Genomic DNA, 16311 nt, shown 5'->3' on the forward strand with positions numbered 1-16311 from the left:
CAAAGGCCGCGCTGGAGCCCGCTGGTTGCTTGGCGCCGGTGCTGTTGCCTGTCTGGTCATGCTGCCCATCGCCGCGCTGTTTCTGCAGGCGATCCAGGGTTCGGCCGGGCTCTGGTCGCATCTCGCGTCGACCGTCTTGCCAACCGCGCTGGTTGATACCGCCATTCTGCTTGGCGGCGTCGGTCTGATCACGGCCGTTCTCGGAACATCGACGGCCTGGCTGGTCACAGCCTATGCCTTTCCCGGCCGCCGCGTCCTCGAATGGGCGCTGCTTTTGCCGCTAGCGGTTCCCACCTACATCATCGCCTATGCCTATCTCGATATTCTGCACCCGATCGGCTCGATGCAGGGGGCGGTCCGCTGGCTGCTTGGCTATTCCAGCCCGCGGGAATTCCGCCTGCCGGATGTGCGCTCGATGACGGGCTGCATCCTGCTTCTGGGGTTCGTGCTCTATCCCTATGTCTATATCCCGACACGGGCGATGTTTCTGACCCAATCGGCCAATCTGATTGACGCCTCGCGCACGCTCGGCATTTCGCGCCGCGCCGTCTTCTGGCATGTCGCGCTGCCGCTGGCGCGCCCGGCAGTCGCCGTCGGTGTCAGCCTGGCACTGATGGAAACGCTCAACGATGTCGGCGCATCCGAATTTCTCGGCGTGCGGACGCTGACCGTCTCGATCTACACCACCTGGATTACCCGCACCGATCTGCCGGGGGCTTCCCAGATCGCGCTGTCATTGCTGATGGTCGTGGTGGCGCTGGTGGCTTTTGAAAAATGGGCAAGGGGCAAACAGCGTTACTCGACCGGCGCGCAGCGCAGCCGCGCCTTCGAACCGCGCCGCGTCTCAACGGCAAAGGGGCTGGCGCTTTTTTCCGCTGGGCTCCTGCCGATCCTCATCGGTTTTGGCGCGCCCGCGATCTACCTTGTGAACGAGGCGTGGAAACGCATCGAGTTTGCCGGGCTTTCATCACGATTCCTCAGCGAAGCCTTCAATACCATCGTGCTTGCATCGGCGGCCACGATCATCACAGTTCTATTCGGCTTGCTCGTTGCCTACGCCAGCCGCTTGCGGCCGGGGGCGGCGACGGCGTGGCTGCAGCGGCTTTCGACGCTCGGCTATGCGGCGCCCGGCACGGTTGTCGCCATTGGCGTCTTGATCGTGCTTGCCACAGTCGATGGTTTCATCGACCGCACGGCCGCCGCATGGTTCGGCGTATCGACAGGCTTGCTGTTCATCGGTTCGGGCGCCGCGCTGCTTTACGCCTATTCCGTCCGGTTCCTGGCCATATCCGCCGGCGGCATCGATGCTGGGCTGGCGCGCATCCCGGTGTCCTTCGATCACGCGTCCCGCGTCCTTGGCCAATCGGCAGCCGGCACCTTCCGCCATGTGCATCTGCCGCTGTCGAAGGCGGCGATCACGGCGGCTGGTCTACTGGTGTTCGTCGATTGCGTCAAGGAACTGCCCGCCACGCTGTTGCTGCGGCCGCTCAATGTCGAGACATTCGCGACACATCTGTACGGCGAGGCCGCGAGGGGCACCTATGAGGAGGCGTCCATCGCGGCTCTGGCCATCGTCGTCATCGGAATATTGCCGGTCATCCTGCTATCGCGGATGGGGCAGGCCCGCCACTAAGACTTACATGGTGTGGCCAATGCCGCTTCCGGTCAGGATCATCACCAGCATCCAGACCGCCATGGCGACCATCATCACGTTTTCCGTCAGCGAGACGAAGCCGAGCGGCACGTTGCTGTCGCCACCGACACAGGCGCATTTCAGCTCGCGCTTGTCGATATAGACGGCCTTGAACACCGAGACGGCCCCGATCGTGCCGATGAACAGTGCCACGGGGATCGAGATCCAGTTGAGCGCCCCGGCAATCATCAGGATACCGGCGCCCGCTTCCGCGAAAGGATAGATATAGCTGTAGCGGACCCAGCGCTTGGCAAGCAGGTCATAGTTGAGGAACATCGTTGAGAAACTCTCGATGTTCTGCAGTTTGAGGATCGCCAGCACCGCCATGGTGAAGGCGATGAACCATTCAGCCGAGCGCACGGTGAAAATGCTGCCATAGGCGGCATAACTGGTTGCCAGCGCCATCAGCGCGGTGACGGCAAACACGGCGATCACGGGCCGGTAGGTCACTGCTTTCGGATCGCGGATCGTCTTGCCGAAATACCGGCGCAGGTCGTCATAGCCACCGATACGGGCTCCGTCGATAAAGGTTTGCGGTGTCGTCTGAACACCTTGCTGCACCTTGAACGCGTCGGTCTGTTCCCGCGTCGTCAGCCAGCGATCATCAACCGTATAGCCCTGCTGTTCCAGAAGATCCTTGGCCTTCAGGCCGTAAGGGCAGGTGTGCTTGTCCATCACCATCCGGTAGAGAGTGGCGGTTTTCGATGTCTTGCCGGTCATATCGCAATCTTTCATTTCGCTTGGTTTGATCGATTGCAAGGACTATAACATCCGTACCATGATACGGAGTCAAGCGATGAAAGAGACGACGATTGCAGGGCTGGCGCGTGAGGGCGGCGTTGGCGTCGAAACGGTGCGCTACTATCAGCGGCGGGGTCTGCTCGGCACGCCGCAACGCACCGGCGGCACCGGTCTGGGCGGCGGCATCCGGCGCTACGGCGAAGACGATATCCGCCGTCTGCGATTCATCCGCACTGCCCAGACCGCTGGTTTTACGCTCGACGAGATCGGCGAGCTGCTGGCGCTGGATGCCGGCGAGGACCGGCATCGCGCTCATACATTGGCGCGGGAGCGTATCGTTGCGCTCGACGAGAAGATTGCCGAGCTGAGTGCTGCCCGTGCGTCGCTGCTCCGCCTTGCCGATGCTTGCGGCTCCACGTCAAAAGGCCCATGTCCAATCATCACGGCCTTCGACCTGGAGTGATGGGACCGTCAACGGTGTGGCGAACGCCTGTCGGCATCAAGGACCGAGTTTGCGATGGCGATATCCTGAACCGCAATGCCGGTGAGATCGACGATGGTGATATCACCGGGATGGATCCGCCCCGCGGCCTTGCCACCCAGAACAGCTCCAAGTTCGGCGCAGGTTTCGGCGGAAATGTCTCCAGCCCGGAACGCGGTGGAAAATTCGCCGTGGTCGAGAGACTGCGCCGCGCTGTCGCAGATGCGGCGGCTGGCGCGGGCCACCAGACCTGTCTCCAGTTCCTGCTTGCCGGGCGCATCGGCGCCGATTGCGGTAATGTGGGTGCCGGGCTGTATCCAGGCGTTGCGGATCAACGGCTCGCGTGAGGGCGTGGTCGTGATGATGATCTCGGCGCCACGGCAAAGGCGTTCCAGGTCGGAAGAGATGAGCACATCAATACCCTCGGCCTTGAGAGCATTCGCCGTTTCCCGCGCCTTGTCTTGCGAACGTCCCCAGATGGTGAAGGAAAACGGCGTTCCCGGCATTGCCCGCTGCAGGCAGCGGACCTGCCAGCGGGCCTGAATGCCGGTTCCGGCGATTGCCACCCGCCGCGCATCCGGACGGCACAGCGCCCGGGTGGCGATGGCGCCGCCAAGGCCGGTGCGCAGGTCGGTGAGAAAACCTTCATCGAGCAGGATCGCTTCGAGAATGCCGGTCTCGGCGGAGAAGACCAGCATCACACCGTTCGATGTCGGCAGGCCGATCGCCGGATTGCCGTAGAATCCGGCTGCGATTTTGACGGCGAAGGTGGGGTCGCCGGCAATATGACCGTATTTGATATGGCAATCGCCATCCTTGTCGGGAAACGCCAGATAACCGACTGGCGGCATCACGGCCCGGCCCTCGGACGCGGCGATATAACCTGCTTCGACGGCGGCAAGCGCATGGTCGAGATCGATCAAGGCTTCGATTTCCGGGCGAGGGAGGATGATCATTCGTCCGCCGATTGGTCCTGATTGAGATATTTGTAGACCGTTGCGCGGCCCATGCCGAGGATGCGTGAGATATAGGCGGCAGAGTTCTTGCCGCCGAAAGCGCCGTCGGCGGAGAGGTCCTTGACCACCTGCTGCTTTTGCTCGCGGGTCAGCCCGGCGATGATCAGGCCGCGTGATCCTGTCCAGTTCTGGATATATTCGTTGATGCGCTCATGCCAGTCCTCCTTGAACAGGCTGGCTGGCTTGGCATGATCGACGGGGATCGAGGCAAAGGCACTCAATGTCTGCATCACCGCATGAAAATGCGAGACATCGGCATTGATGCACATCACCGCGATCGGCCGCTCGCTTCCGTCACGCAGGATGATGCTGATCGACTTGATGCGGCGGCCGTCCCAGTTGACCTTTTCATAGGGGCCGAGAAGACGCTCGGTTGGACGGAAATCGATCTCGTGCAGCAGCGAGGGCTCGCCGATTTCGCGCCTGGAAAAATTCCCGGCGATATGCACGGCCGTCTCGGTTTCGAGATCGTGCAGCACGACCTCGACAAACGGCTGGAACAGCTGGGCGACGCCATCGCAGATGGCGGCATAGGAGGCGAGTTCAGGCTTCATCCCATCAGCCCCGCATGAAGTCCGCAAGGCGCTCGAGGCCTGCCTCCAGATGATGTTTCTGCGCGCCGATGCCGATGCGGACATAGCCGTCGAGGCCGTAGACGTCGCCGGGCACCAGCATGACGCTTTTCTGCTCCCGCACCCGATCGACCAGCACCGAGGAATTGATGTCACGGTTGTAGCGGACAAATGCCATGCCGCCGGCGCGTGGGGGCAGGTAGGAAAACAGATTGTTGTGCGCCTCGATCCAGGATGTCAGCAGAGCCCGGTTTTCCCGCAGCAGATGGCGGCTGCGGGACAGGATTTCGGCGCGCTTGGCCGGCTGCAGCACGATATTAGCGATATGTTCGCTGAGCGCCCCGGTGGTGATCGAGGTATAGTCCTTGCGCTGCCAGGTGCCGTAGATTTCCTTGGCCGGACCGGTCAGCCAGCCAAGCCGCAAGCCCGGAAGCGCCATTGCCTTGGAAAGGCCGGCGGTGACCACGGCCTTCTCGTAGAGGTCGGCGAAGCTGACGGTTTCTTCGGTGTCGAGTTCCGAGCCCTTGTAGATCTCGTCGGCATGCAGGTAGACGCCGTGTTCGCGGGCGATATCGACAAGCGCGTCCATCGTCTGGCGCGGCAACAGGCTGCCGGTCGGGTTGTTGGGATTGCACAGGCTGATCATCCTGGTTTTCGATGTCACGGCGGCGCGGACCTCGTCGAGATCCGGCAACCATCCCAGCTCCTCGCGCAGGACGATTTCCTTGACGGTGACATCAAGGGCCTTGGCCCAGCCGCGGATTTGCAGATAGTTCGGCACGAACAGCACCAGCTCGTCGCCGGGCTCCAAAAGGGTCATGACCAGAATGAAATTCGCTTCCGCCGAGCCATTGGTGACCATGACGTTGTCGCGGTCGCGACCCTTGTAGAGCCGGGCGATGGTGTCGCGCAATTCGACGCCGCCATTGGTCCAGCCGTAGCCGAGCTCCACCTCATGCAGGCCGAGCAGCTGGTCTGGCGTTAGCAGTTCCTTCAGCGAATAGGGATGGACGCCGCTGTCGGAGAGATTGAACTCCACCAGATTCTCGTAGAGCGACTGGATCCGTTCGAGCGTGAATTCCTCGATCTGCATGGCTTGACTTCTCCGTGATGGCTTTTCAGCTGTGTATCACGGAGAGCGTGGACGATAAAGTACATAATGGAAAATTTGTCTACATCGTTTTAAGCGGGCTTGATGGCCCGGATCGCATAGCGATGCTGTGTCCCGCGGGCGAGCCCTTTGAGAACGTTCCAATGTTTTGCCTGGGTGCGATGGATCTCGCCCAGACTGGTATCGATGACGATGTTTTCGAACCCGGCTTCGGCCAGCATAGCGGCCACGGCTTCGGCCCTTGCGCCTTGCGAGAAATAGACCCTGGAAATGATACTTCGATGGGTTTCCATCATGCCGGGCGGAGCATGCAGCGGATCGCTCTTCAGAAGACCGCAGCGCTGCCCCCAGCCGGCTGCCTTCATCAGCACCCGTTCGAACAGCGTCGTGTTGACGAAGTCGCCGTCGATCACCAGCAATGTCCCGCCGGGTTTCAGTACCCGCAACCATTCGGCAAAGGCATTCGCCGGATCGACCAGCGTCCAGACCAGATGCCGGTTGATGATCGCATCAAAATGATTGTCCGGCTCCATGGTGTTCTCCGCGTCGCCGATGCGGAAGGTAATGTTGCGGGTGCGGATTTTCGCCTTGTTGCGGGCGCGCTCCAGCATGGGCTCGGCCCAATCGAGGCCTGTCACCTTGAAGCCGAGATCATCCATCAGGTGCGAGACGACACCGGTGCCGCTGGCGAGATCCAGGGCGGAGCGGCCTTTCCCTTCGCCAAGATGTTTTACGATCAGCCGATGCCAGGCGGCGCGTTCTTCCTCGGAAAAGATCTCGTGTCCCGGTGATTGATCGAAGGTTTCGGCGCGCACCGACCAATAGGCCTTGATCTCGTCGCGCAGGTCATAGTTCGAGAGACGGGGCGTGTCGGTCATATTGGCCTACCTTGGATGAAGTATGAGCGAATGCTTTCTGGAATGCTTCTAAAAGATAAAACTTGACTGTCAATATCATGATAACTACGAAACGCACAGTTCCCCGATGGAGTAGATAACGATGGGTATGTTTGGCAAGGCGGCCTTGGTCGCCGTGGGTCTCTGCGCGCTTTTTTCCAGCGCGGTGCTGGCCGGTGAAAAGGTTGTCATTAAGGACATAACCGGCCGCGATGTCGAGGTCAGCGTACCCGTCGAGAATGTCATTCTCGGTGAAGGCCGGCAGATCTATTTCGTCGCCGCTCTGGACCGGGAAGCGCCGTTCAAGCGCGTCGTCGGCTGGCGGGACGACCTGTCCAAGGCTGACCCGGAAAGCTATGATGCCTATCTGGCAAAATACCCCGAAATGGCAAAGCTGCCGACATTCGGCGGCATGAAGGATGGCACGTTCGATATCGAGCAGGCCGTTTCACTGAAGCCCGATGTCATCATCATGAACCTTGATGCGAAAACATCGACCGAAGAGGCCGGCTACATTGAGAAGCTGGGCAAGGTCGGCATCCCGCTCGTCTATATCGACTTCCGCGAAAAGCCGATGGAAAACACAGAAGCCAGCATGCGTATCATGGGCAAGCTGCTCGGCCAGGAAACCAAGGCCGAGGACTTCATCAAGTTCCGCGCCGCCAGCATCGCCAAGGTGACCGACGTGCTGGCCAAGACCGACCTGGTCCGCCCGGTCGTCTTCGTCGAGCGCGCCGGCGGCTATTCCGACGATTGCTGCATGTCGTTCGGCAACGAGAATTTCGGCAAGATGGTCGAAATCGCCGGCGGCACGAATATGGCCAAGGACATCATCCCGGGCACGTTCGGCGCGGTCAATCCGGAACAGATCATCGCCTCCAATCCCGATCAGGTCATCATCACCGGCGGCAATTGGCAGGGTTATGTTCCCGGTGGCAACTGGGTCGGCGTTGGTTATGGCGCTGATCTCAAGGAAGCCCACCGTAAACTTGAGAACTTGACAATGCGTCCGGCCTTCACCGGTGTGAAGGCCGTCAAGGACGGTAATGTTCACGCCATCTGGCACCAGTTCTACAACAATCCGTACCAGTTCGTAGCGATCCAGGAGATTGCCAAGTGGCTGCACCCGGAACTGTTCAAGGACCTCGATCCGGAAGCCACATTCAAGGAACTGCATGCACGCTTCCTGCCGCTGGACTACAAGCCCGGCTATTTCGTCTCCCTGAAGGACGAATAATCGATGGCCATCGCCGCCGAACCGCTGGAAACGACAACAGGGCGCGCGCAATACCGCGCCCTGGCTTTGCGCCGGATCGTGCTGATCTGTGGCATGGTCGCAGCACTCCTCCTCAGCATGTCGATCGACATGGCGCTGGGGCCGGCCAATTACACCCTGAAAGAGGTGCTGACGTCGTTGTTTTATGCTGACGCGGTCAGCGATCAGTTGCGTGTCGTCATTTGGGATATCCGCATGCCCATCGCGCTGATGGCGGTCACCGTCGGCGCGTCGCTGTCAGTTGCCGGCGCGCAGATGCAGACTATTCTCGCCAATCCGCTGGCCAGCCCCTTTACACTCGGGATTTCCGCCGCCGCCGGATTTGGCGCGGCACTTGGCCTTGTCGGCGGCGTGGCGCTGTTTCCGGCCGCCGTGCAGTTCATGATTCCGATCAATGCTTTCCTGATGGCGATGGCAGCGGCCTTGTTCATTCATTTCGCTTCCACCATGCGTGGTGTCACGGTCGAAACCATCGTGCTGCTCGGCATCGCACTGGTCTTTACCTTCAATGCGCTGCTGTCGCTGCTCGAATACCTGGCCTCGGAACAGGCACTGGCTGCGGTGGTCTTCTGGACGATGGGCAGCCTCACCAAGGCGACCTGGCCGAAGGTCTGGATCACCGGCGCGGTGCTTCTCTTCGCACTGCCGCTGTTCGCCCGCCAGGCCTGGGCGCTGACCGCGTTGCGGCTCGGGGAAGACAAGGCGGCAAGCCTCGGTATCAATGTGCGCGGGCTGCGGCTGCAAACAATGATGACGGTCAGCCTGCTGGCTGCCATCCCGGTCTCCTTCGTCGGTACCATCGGGTTTGTCGGCCTGGTTGGCCCGCACATCGCCCGCATGCTGGTCGGCGAAGACCAGCGGTTCTTCCTGCCCGCGTCCGTGCTTTGCGGGGCGCTGCTTTTGTCGGCAACGTCGGTCGTGTCGAAGACGCTCATTCCCGGCGCCATCCTGCCGATCGGGGTGATTACCGCGCTGGTTGGCGTACCGTTCTTCTTCATCCTGATCTTCACCAATCGGAGGCGGGCATGGTAGGTCTGGCACTCAAGGGCGTCGGCGCCAAATACGGCAAGCACGTCGTGCTGTCGAACGTCGATACCGATGTCCTCAACGGCGGTGTCATGACCGCCGTCATCGGCCCGAATGCAGCGGGCAAATCCACCTTGTTCAAGCGTATCGCCGGGCTTGCCTCGGGGCCGGGCACGGTGGTCCTGTCCGATACGCTGAAAGGCCCGGAGACCATCTGCTACATGCCGCAGGACACGGGCGCCAATGCGGTTTTAACGGTTTACGAATCCGTACTTTTGGCCAGCAAGCAAGGTTCGAGCTGGAAGGTGCGCGACAGCGAGCTTCTGGAAATCGACCGTATCCTGCAGGCCCTGAGGATCGACGACCTTGCGTTTCGCGGTCTCGGCGAACTGTCCGGCGGCCAGCGGCAACTCGTTTCCATCGCGCAGGCTCTTGTCCGCAAGCCGGAAATCCTCCTGATGGATGAACCGACCTCGGCACTCGACCTGTTTCGCCAGATCGAAGTGCTGGGATTCATGCGGTCGCTGGCGGCAAAATCCGGCATGTCGGTGCTGATCGCCCTGCACGATCTCAATCATGCGCTGCGCTATTGCGACAATACTATCGTCATCGCCAACGGTGCGATGGTGGCTAGCGGCCCGACGGGCGATGTCATCACCGGAACGATGTTGCGCGATATCTACCGGGTCGAGGCGCGGGTCGAGACGTGCTCTCACGGCAAGCCCGTCGTCATCGTCGATCACTCCATCCTCTGACCGGTTCAATTTTCAACGCCTGCATCGCGGCACGATTGCGAATTCTAGAATCGGGTGTTATGAGAGACGCCTATCGAGAAAGGAGGGCTGCGCAATGATTACATTTTTCCGGCACCATCGCCAGCGTGGCCCCGTCAACGCCCTGCAAATGCGTTTGCAGGGCTGACCAAAGTCCGTTTCTCTTAAAAACCGCCTTCTGGTCTGCCCTTCGTGGCCCTGTAGCGCCGAGCCTATGGTTCGAGCGCCTGCGTTTTTCTACCCGCCGCGCGCATCGCATCGATGATGGCTTGAGAGCCCTCGATGGATGTCTGTGCGGCAAGACCAGAGACTGATCATGACCCTTATCAATATCCGCAATCTCGGCATCGTGCTGGGCAACCCGCTGTTTTCCAAACTCAACCTCGTCGTCAATGCTGGCGACCGCATCGGCCTCGTTGCCGCTAATGGCCGCGGAAAGTCGACACTGTTTCGCTGCATTTCCGGCATGCTCGAGGCCAACGAGGGAGAGATCACCAAATCGCGCGGCCTGACGGTCGGCTATGTTGAACAGAACGTCCCGTCTCGCCTGTTCGATCTGCCCTTCTATGCGGCCGTTCTGGACGCGCTATCGGCTGATCAGCAGGAAAGCGAGAGCTGGCGTGTCGATGTGGTGCTGGAGGAACTCGATGTGCCGGAGGCCCTTCGGCAGAGGCCTTTGAACCAGTTGAGTGGCGGATGGCAGCGTATTGCCATGCTCGCCCGTGTCTGGGTGACCGAGCCTGATGTCCTAATGCTCGACGAGCCGACCAACCATCTCGACCTCGGCAAGATCGCCATGCTCGAAGCCTGGCTGAATGCGCTGCCGCGCGACGTGCCGGTGGTCATCGCCAGCCATGACCGCGCCTTCCTCGATGCGGTCACCAACCGCACGCTCTTTCTGCGGGCGGAACAATCGCAGATCTTTCCGTTGCCCTATAGCCGGGCGCGGATGGCACTGGACGAGGCTGATGCTGCCGATGCGCGCCGCTATCAACGCGACATCAAGGTCGCCGATCAGTTGCGCAAGCAGGCGGCCAAGCTCAACAATATCGGCATCAACTCCGGCAGCGATCTGCTGGTGGTCAAGACCAAGCAGTTGAAGCAGCGGGCGGACAAGCTCGAGGATGCCGCCAAGCCCGCGCATCTGGAGCGCTCAGCCGGGGCGATCAGGCTCGCCAATCGCGGCACCCATGCCAAGGTGCTGATCACGCTGGAGGACGCGCCGGTTCAAACCCCGGATGGCACCGTGCTGTTCAGGACCGGTAAACAGTTCGTCTGCCAGGGCGACCGGATCGTTCTGCTCGGCGCCAATGGCGCCGGAAAGACCCGCCTTGTTTCGATGTTGCGCAAGGCAATCGAACAGCCTGATGTGGCGCAGGAGGGCATCAAGGCGACGCCGTCGCTAGTGCTCGGCTATGGCGATCAGGCATTGGCCGACCTGCGCGACAGCGACACGCCGATGGGAACGGTCATCCGCCGTTTTGATATCGGCGACCAGCGGGCGCGGGCGCTTTTGGCCGGAGCCGGCATGTCCGTCGAGCTTCAGGGCCGGCCAATAAGCCAGCTGTCCGGTGGCCAGAAGGCACGGCTCGGCATGCTGATCCTGCGGCTGACCAATCCCAATTTTTACCTGCTCGACGAACCGACCAACCATCTGGATATCGACGGTCAGGAAGCGCTGGAAGGGGAACTGATGGCGCATCAGGCGAGCTGCCTGTTCGTCTCGCACGACCGCAGCTTTGTTCGCGCGGTCGGTAACCGGTTCTGGCTGATCGACAAGAAGAAGCTGATCGAGGTCGACAGTCCGGAAGGCTTCTTCGCCGAGGCGGCCAGACAAAACTAGGAATTCTCCCGGCGCGTCACATATCTTTCGTTCGGATGCTGTGTTGCGTGCCGGGTTAAGGTCACAATCTGTAGCCAGCCGTTGGCTTGCCGCGCTACAGACGGTGAGGATACGCCGATTTCTTTGAGATCGCAGGCCGCAACTCCTCTGTCGAACAGAAGGAGCGATTGCTGCCCTTTTCATGTTAGTAGGAGGTTGGGTCGGAATAAGGACATCCGAGTCATGACGGGCATTGTCTTCCGCTTCGAGGTGATCCAGTGGAAGGTATATCGGTTGGAGGACCTTCAAGATTCGATCCGGCGCTAAAACAATTCTGCTGATTTTCCTGGGGCTATTGTGGGCGTTTCCCAGTGCCGCGGCAGCGCAGTTGTCGATAATTACCTCCTACCCGCCATCCTTCTACGAGCCGTTCCGCAAAGCCTTCGAAGCGCATCATCCCGATATCCGGCTGACGATCGTCCAACGCAATACCGGCAGCGCCAGCCGGTTCATTATCGACAAATCGGATGTCGCGGCGGACATCTTTTGGGCATCGGCGACCGACGCCTTCGAGCTACTGAAACGCAAGGGGGCATTGCGCGCAATCAAGCCAAGGCAGACCGGCGCGCCAGTGAAGGTTCTGGGCTACCCGCTCAATGATCCGGACAGTTTTTATCTCGGCTTTGCGCTCTCCGGCTACGGCCTTGTCTATAATCCCGCCTATCTCGCACAATACTCCTTGCCGGTGCCACAAAGCTGGCAGGACCTGCTGAAGCCGGTCTATGCCAGCCATATCGGCATTACCTCGCCATCGCGTTCCGGGACGACGCACCTCATCGTGGAGGCCTTGTTGCAGGCCTATGGCTGGGAACGGGGCTGGGCGCTTCTGTCAGAAATTGGCGGCAATCTCTCGACCGTTACGGCGCGCAGCTTCGGTGTCGCCTCGGGTGTTGCGCAACGCCGTTTCGGTATCGGCGTCACTATCGACTTCCTGGCCAATGCACCGGATGTTTCGGGCGGACAGAACGTTTTCGTGCTCACGCCTGACCCAATCTACGTGCCTGCCAGTATAGCGATCCTGTCGCGCGCGAAAAACATCGAAGCCGCCGAGCGCTTCGTCGACTTCCTGTTCTCCCCGGAAGGACAGGGCATCCTTCTTCACCCCGCCATCGGCCGAATTCCTGTCCGCGCCGAATTGAATGCAGCACTTCTGCCCGAGGAAAACACCGGCGGGCTTTTGACCGCGCGCGATTTCAACGCGCGCCTTTCTGCCGAACGCTACGGCATCGTCAACCTGATCTTCGACGACTATATTGTGCGCCGCCGTGCGACGCTGGCTCGTCTTTGGGCGCGTCTGCGGCTGCTGGAGGGGGAGAGCAGTGATGATGCGGCGCGGCGCGGCACGCTCGCGACTGTGCGTAAGCTGCTCGTTACGCCGCCGCTTTCGGCAGACATTGCGCAAAAACTCCCGGATGCTCTGAAGGGCGAATGGCCGCGCGGCATAAGCCGTACGACCGAACAACAGGCCTTGGCCCGCGATATTCGCGGCTTCGTGGAGCAGAACCTGGCGCAGGCCGAAAGTCTCCTTGTCTCGGTCTCGACCCCTTCCGGCCGGCGATGATAGAAACCGCACGATGAATCAACGCGATAGATCACGACAGAGATGGCCGAACCGGTGGCGCTTTGGCATCGGGGCACGTCTTGGTGCGGCTTTCGTGTTGATCGTCGGGCTCGCTGTTGGTGCGAGCCTCGTCGGCTGGTTTTCCTATCGGGAACTGTCCGGCGAGCTTTCGCGCATAGCCGAAGTGCAGATGCCCCAGCTCGCCTTCGCATCGCGGCTTTCCAAGGCCGGCGCAGATATCGGCTCGGTGACCGCAGCGCTGACAGGGGCTGAAACACGTGCGGAATATGACGAGACCCGGCGCGTCTATGCAGGGCGGCTCGCCGCCCTGCAAGCGCTTCTGGAAAGCCACGATCCGGAACCCTCCGTGCAGGCGCTGTCGCCGCTGGCCGTGGCGATCAACGACAACCTCGCTCAGATTGACCTTGCAGCCGGCAAACGTTTTACGTTGACCGAAGCGATGCGCGCCGACGTCGACGAATTGCGCTGGGTACAGGCCGATCTGATCGAGGAGGCCGACCCGCTCGTTGACGACATCCGCTTCAACATCGAAGCCGAGACCCGCAATGGCCGAAGCACAGCCGCGCTCGCCGAGCAGCGGCGCAGTGAGGCCTTGTTGACAGCAGTCTCCCAGGCGAACCTTGCAACAGGTTTGATCGCGCGCCTCGTCAGCAGCGCCACTGCCGAAGAGGTGCAGGAGGCCAATGCTTTCCTCGGCGACAGTGCGGACGAACTCGCGGCACGGCTGACGACATTGGAGGGCTGGCCGGACAGTCTCACCGTGCGCCAGCTCGCCAGGCGCATTCTGCAACAGTCCGATCCGGCGACGGGCACGCCGAACCGGAAAAGATCCGAAATGCGCGAGGCCGGGCGGCTCGCGGAACTGGCGCAGGAAAATGGACGGCTGGTCGGTGAACTTGGCAAGCGCATCGAAGCGGAGGTGGTGGCGATCCAAGCCAGCGCCGGTTTGGCGGCACAACGCGCGGCGGCGGCGATCGATATCGGGCGCAAACTGCTCGCCGCAATCGCCGTGCTGGCGGTCGTCGTCGCGCTCGTCATCGGCATCTTCTATGTCCATCGCAGCCTGCTCGTGCGTATCGACCAGCTCGCCCATGCAGCAACCGCGATCAGCGAGGGCAATCCAGCCGTTGCCATCCCGGCGGGGGGTGACGACGAACTGGCCGATCTCGCGCGCGCGCTGACACTCTTCCGGCAGACCCGCGACGAGCTGGTGCAGTCGGCCAAGCTTGCCGCGCTGGGGCAGATGGCCGCCGGCATCGGCCATGAACTGAACCAGCCGCTTGCGGCGATCCGGGCGCATATCCACAGCGGTTCCACGCTCATTGCTCGCGGCAAAAGCGAGCAGGCGCTCAACAACCTGGAAAAGATCCGCGCGCTGACGGGCCGCATGGCTGATCAAATCAGCCATATCCGGCGCTTCGCGCGCCGGCCGGATTCCAAGCTCCACCCCGTTGATCTCGCGGCCGTCGTCAATGAGGCACTCAGCTTGCTTGAACACCGGTTCGAGGAGGAGGGCGTTACACTCTCGCTGTCACTCTCACCAGACGTGCCAAAAGTCATGGCAGAGCCGGTGCGGCTTGAACAGGTCGTGGTAAACCTCGTCGCGAATGCGCTCGATGCCGTTGCCGAGCGGCCGGAACGGGTGGTTCGCGTGATGGCGGTGCCAAGCGATGACGGCGCGCTGCTAACGATCTCTGATACAGGAGCGGGTATTTCGCCAAACGACCGCGATGCGGTGTTCGATCCGTTCTTTACCACCAAGCCGGTCGGCACGGGCCTCGGCCTTGGCCTTTCCATTTCTTACAACATCATCAAGGATTTTGGTGCGGGTATCGCTGTGCTGGACACTGGGCCGGCCGGCACGCGCTTCGCCGTGTCCCTGAAAGGAGCGGAATGACCGCCGAAATCATTCTTATCGACGACGACGTCAATGTGCTCGACGCCTGCCGTGAGGTGCTGGAACTTGAAGGCTTTGGGGTGTCGCCGCACGCTTCGGTCGCCTCCGCCCTAAACGATCTTCGGGCTGATAGCGAAACGGTGATCGTCTCCGACGTCCGTATGCCGACGCAGGACGGTTTCGATCTGCTGGCATGCGTCCGCGCGATCGATCGGGACATTCCAATCGTGCTGATGTCCGGCCATGGCGATATTCCCATGGCGTTGCGTGCCATGCGGGATGGCGCCTGGGATTTTCTGGAAAAACCTGCCGATCCGGTACATCTCATCGAGACGGTGCGCCGGGCGCTTGACCATCGCCGGTTGCTCATCGAAAACCGCCGTCTGCGGCTCTCCATCGCGGCCGATGGCTGGGAGGCGCGGCTGATTGGCCATTCGGCGCCGATGGTCGTGCTGCGTGAGCGGCTGAAACGCATAGCCGGCGCGGCAACCGACATCCTCGTTCTTGGCGATACAGGTACCGGCAAGGAGGTGACCGCGCGAGCGCTTCATGATTTCAGTGGTCGCAAGGGTCGTTTCGTTGCCGTCAATTGCGGTGCGATCCCCGAGACGATGTTGGAGTCCGAACTTTTTGGCCACGAAGCGGGCGCGTTTACTGGCGCGCGGGAAAAGCGCGTCGGCAAGATTGAACATGCGCATGGTGGCACGCTGTTTCTCGACGAGATCGAATCCATGCCGCTGTCTGCGCAGGTGCGCCTGTTGCGTGTGCTTCAAGAGCGGGTGATCGAGCGGCTCGGCTCCAACGACGAGGTGCCTGTCGATCTTCAGGTCGTCGCGGCGACGAAGGCCGATTTGCATCAGCTTGGCCGGCAGGGAAAATTCCGCGAGGATCTAGCCTACCGGCTCGACATTGCCCGCATCGAAATCCCGCCCTTGTCGGCGCGGCGTGGGGATATCGGACTGCTTTTCCACCATTTTCTTGACCTCGCTTCCCGGCGGCAGGGCCGCGCGGCGCCGCGCGTTGAGGCAACATTCATTGCCGATCTCGATCGGCGGAACTGGCCCGGCAATGTGCGGGAGTTGCGCAACGTCGCGGAGCGCTATGTGCTCGGCCTTGAAGACATACCGGCCGGTGTTGGCGTCAAGGCTGGCGAAACGCTGGAGGCGCGTATGGACCAAGTGGAGCGTGCGATCCTGCTGGACAGTCTTGCCGAGCAGGATGGCCGCATCGGCGCGACAGCCGATGCGCTCGGCATCTCGCGCAAGACTCTATACCTCAAGATGCGCAAGCATGGTCTTGGCGGGGACAACGAAGAGGGGGAGTAACGTTACCGTTCTGACCCCGCCGACAGGACCGATGTTACCT

14 protein-coding genes are annotated in these 16311 nt (G+C 61.3%); 9 read left to right on the forward strand and 5 right to left on the reverse strand.

Annotated elements, in window-relative coordinates:
* Positions 1-58 precede the first annotated feature (58 nt).
* Positions 59-1633, forward strand: a complete 1575-nt coding sequence (locus ASD36_RS09065) for an iron ABC transporter permease (RefSeq protein ID WP_060509058.1) — start codon at positions 59-61, stop codon at positions 1631-1633.
* Positions 1634-1636: 3 nt separating this feature from the next.
* On the opposite strand, the gene ASD36_RS09070 is transcribed toward ASD36_RS09065, so the two are convergent.
* Positions 1637-2413 carry a glutaredoxin gene (locus ASD36_RS09070; RefSeq protein ID WP_060508961.1) on the reverse strand — a complete coding sequence of 259 codons (777 nt, stop codon included), beginning with the start codon at positions 2411-2413 and terminating at the stop codon, positions 1637-1639.
* A gap of 76 nt (positions 2414-2489) precedes the next feature.
* On the opposite strand from ASD36_RS09070, the gene ASD36_RS09075 reads away from it, so the two are divergent.
* Positions 2490-2897, forward strand: a complete 408-nt coding sequence (locus tag ASD36_RS09075) for a MerR family DNA-binding protein (protein WP_060506911.1) — start codon at positions 2490-2492, stop codon at positions 2895-2897.
* An 8-nt stretch (positions 2898-2905) separates the two neighbouring features.
* Here ASD36_RS09075 and ASD36_RS09080 read toward each other — a convergent pair whose 3' ends face one another.
* The 4 genes from ASD36_RS09080 to ASD36_RS09095 all read right to left on the reverse strand — a co-directional run bounded on the left by ASD36_RS09080 (position 2906) and on the right by ASD36_RS09095 (position 6492).
* Positions 2906-3871 carry a hypothetical protein gene (locus tag ASD36_RS09080; protein ID WP_060508963.1) on the reverse strand — a complete coding sequence of 322 codons (966 nt, stop codon included), beginning with the start codon at positions 3869-3871 and terminating at the stop codon, positions 2906-2908.
* Complete coding sequence (locus ASD36_RS09085) at positions 3868-4485, reverse strand: PAS domain-containing protein (RefSeq protein ID WP_060508964.1); 618 nt, start codon at positions 4483-4485, stop codon at positions 3868-3870. The genes ASD36_RS09080 and ASD36_RS09085 overlap by 4 nt, the downstream gene beginning before the upstream one ends.
* A 4-nt stretch (positions 4486-4489) precedes the next feature.
* A complete protein-coding gene (locus ASD36_RS09090; protein ID WP_060508966.1) occupies positions 4490-5596 on the reverse strand; it encodes an aminotransferase class I/II-fold pyridoxal phosphate-dependent enzyme in 1107 nt (368 codons plus the stop codon).
* An 89-nt stretch (positions 5597-5685) separates the two neighbouring features.
* Positions 5686-6492: a class I SAM-dependent methyltransferase gene (locus ASD36_RS09095; RefSeq protein WP_060508968.1), complete on the reverse strand. Its 807-nt coding sequence runs from the start codon at positions 6490-6492 to the stop codon at positions 5686-5688.
* Positions 6493-6613: 121 nt separating this feature from the next.
* Here ASD36_RS09095 and ASD36_RS09100 point away from each other — a divergent pair, with 121 nt between their 5' ends.
* The 7 genes from ASD36_RS09100 (at position 6614) to ASD36_RS09130 (ending at position 16271) form a co-directional block, all read left to right on the forward strand.
* Positions 6614-7747: an ABC transporter substrate-binding protein gene (locus ASD36_RS09100; protein ID WP_060508970.1), complete on the forward strand. Its 1134-nt coding sequence runs from the start codon at positions 6614-6616 to the stop codon at positions 7745-7747.
* Between the two features lie 3 nt (positions 7748-7750).
* Positions 7751-8818 carry an iron ABC transporter permease gene (locus tag ASD36_RS09105; protein WP_060508972.1) on the forward strand — a complete coding sequence of 356 codons (1068 nt, stop codon included), beginning with the start codon at positions 7751-7753 and terminating at the stop codon, positions 8816-8818.
* Positions 8812-9567, forward strand: coding sequence for an ABC transporter ATP-binding protein (locus tag ASD36_RS09110; protein ID WP_060506904.1), 756 nt, complete (start codon positions 8812-8814; stop codon positions 9565-9567). Before ASD36_RS09105 ends, ASD36_RS09110 begins: the two co-directional genes overlap by 7 nt.
* A gap of 334 nt (positions 9568-9901) precedes the next feature.
* A complete protein-coding gene (locus ASD36_RS09115) occupies positions 9902-11428 on the forward strand; it encodes an ABC-F family ATP-binding cassette domain-containing protein (RefSeq protein WP_060509060.1) in 1527 nt (508 codons plus the stop codon).
* A 367-nt stretch (positions 11429-11795) separates the two neighbouring features.
* Complete coding sequence (locus ASD36_RS09120) at positions 11796-13028, forward strand: extracellular solute-binding protein (RefSeq protein WP_060508974.1); 1233 nt, start codon at positions 11796-11798, stop codon at positions 13026-13028.
* A 247-nt stretch (positions 13029-13275) separates the two neighbouring features.
* Positions 13276-14946, forward strand: a complete 1671-nt coding sequence (locus ASD36_RS09125) for an ATP-binding protein (RefSeq protein ID WP_244489771.1) — start codon at positions 13276-13278, stop codon at positions 14944-14946.
* A complete protein-coding gene (locus tag ASD36_RS09130; RefSeq protein ID WP_060508979.1) occupies positions 14943-16271 on the forward strand; it encodes a sigma-54 dependent transcriptional regulator in 1329 nt (442 codons plus the stop codon). Before ASD36_RS09125 ends, ASD36_RS09130 begins: the two co-directional genes overlap by 4 nt.
* Positions 16272-16311: the final 40 nt, after the last annotated feature.

It is taken from the genome of Rhizobium sp. Root1334, assembly GCF_001426665.1.
Classification (GTDB): domain Bacteria; phylum Pseudomonadota; class Alphaproteobacteria; order Rhizobiales; family Rhizobiaceae; genus Pararhizobium.

Excerpts from the sequence above, each read along its gene's own strand:
- ASD36_RS09100 (WP_060508970.1), top strand. The coding sequence starts at position 6,614 with ATGGGTATGTTTGGCAAGGCGGCCTTGGTCGCCGTGGGTCTCTGCGCG.
- ASD36_RS09090 (WP_060508966.1), bottom strand. The coding sequence starts at position 5,596 with ATGCAGATCGAGGAATTCACGCTCGAACGGATCCAGTCGCTCTACGAG.
- ASD36_RS09070 (WP_060508961.1), bottom strand. The coding sequence starts at position 2,413 with ATGACCGGCAAGACATCGAAAACCGCCACTCTCTACCGGATGGTGATG.
- ASD36_RS09080 (WP_060508963.1), bottom strand. The coding sequence starts at position 3,871 with ATGATCATCCTCCCTCGCCCGGAAATCGAAGCCTTGATCGATCTCGAC.
- ASD36_RS09115 (WP_060509060.1), top strand. The coding sequence starts at position 9,902 with ATGACCCTTATCAATATCCGCAATCTCGGCATCGTGCTGGGCAACCCG.
- ASD36_RS09085 (WP_060508964.1), bottom strand. The coding sequence starts at position 4,485 with ATGAAGCCTGAACTCGCCTCCTATGCCGCCATCTGCGATGGCGTCGCC.
- ASD36_RS09130 (WP_060508979.1), top strand. The coding sequence starts at position 14,943 with ATGACCGCCGAAATCATTCTTATCGACGACGACGTCAATGTGCTCGAC.
- ASD36_RS09095 (WP_060508968.1), bottom strand. The coding sequence starts at position 6,492 with ATGACCGACACGCCCCGTCTCTCGAACTATGACCTGCGCGACGAGATC.
- ASD36_RS09075 (WP_060506911.1), top strand. The coding sequence starts at position 2,490 with ATGAAAGAGACGACGATTGCAGGGCTGGCGCGTGAGGGCGGCGTTGGC.
- ASD36_RS09110 (WP_060506904.1), top strand. The coding sequence starts at position 8,812 with ATGGTAGGTCTGGCACTCAAGGGCGTCGGCGCCAAATACGGCAAGCAC.
- ASD36_RS09065 (WP_060509058.1), top strand. The coding sequence starts at position 59 with ATGCTGCCCATCGCCGCGCTGTTTCTGCAGGCGATCCAGGGTTCGGCC.
- ASD36_RS09105 (WP_060508972.1), top strand. The coding sequence starts at position 7,751 with ATGGCCATCGCCGCCGAACCGCTGGAAACGACAACAGGGCGCGCGCAA.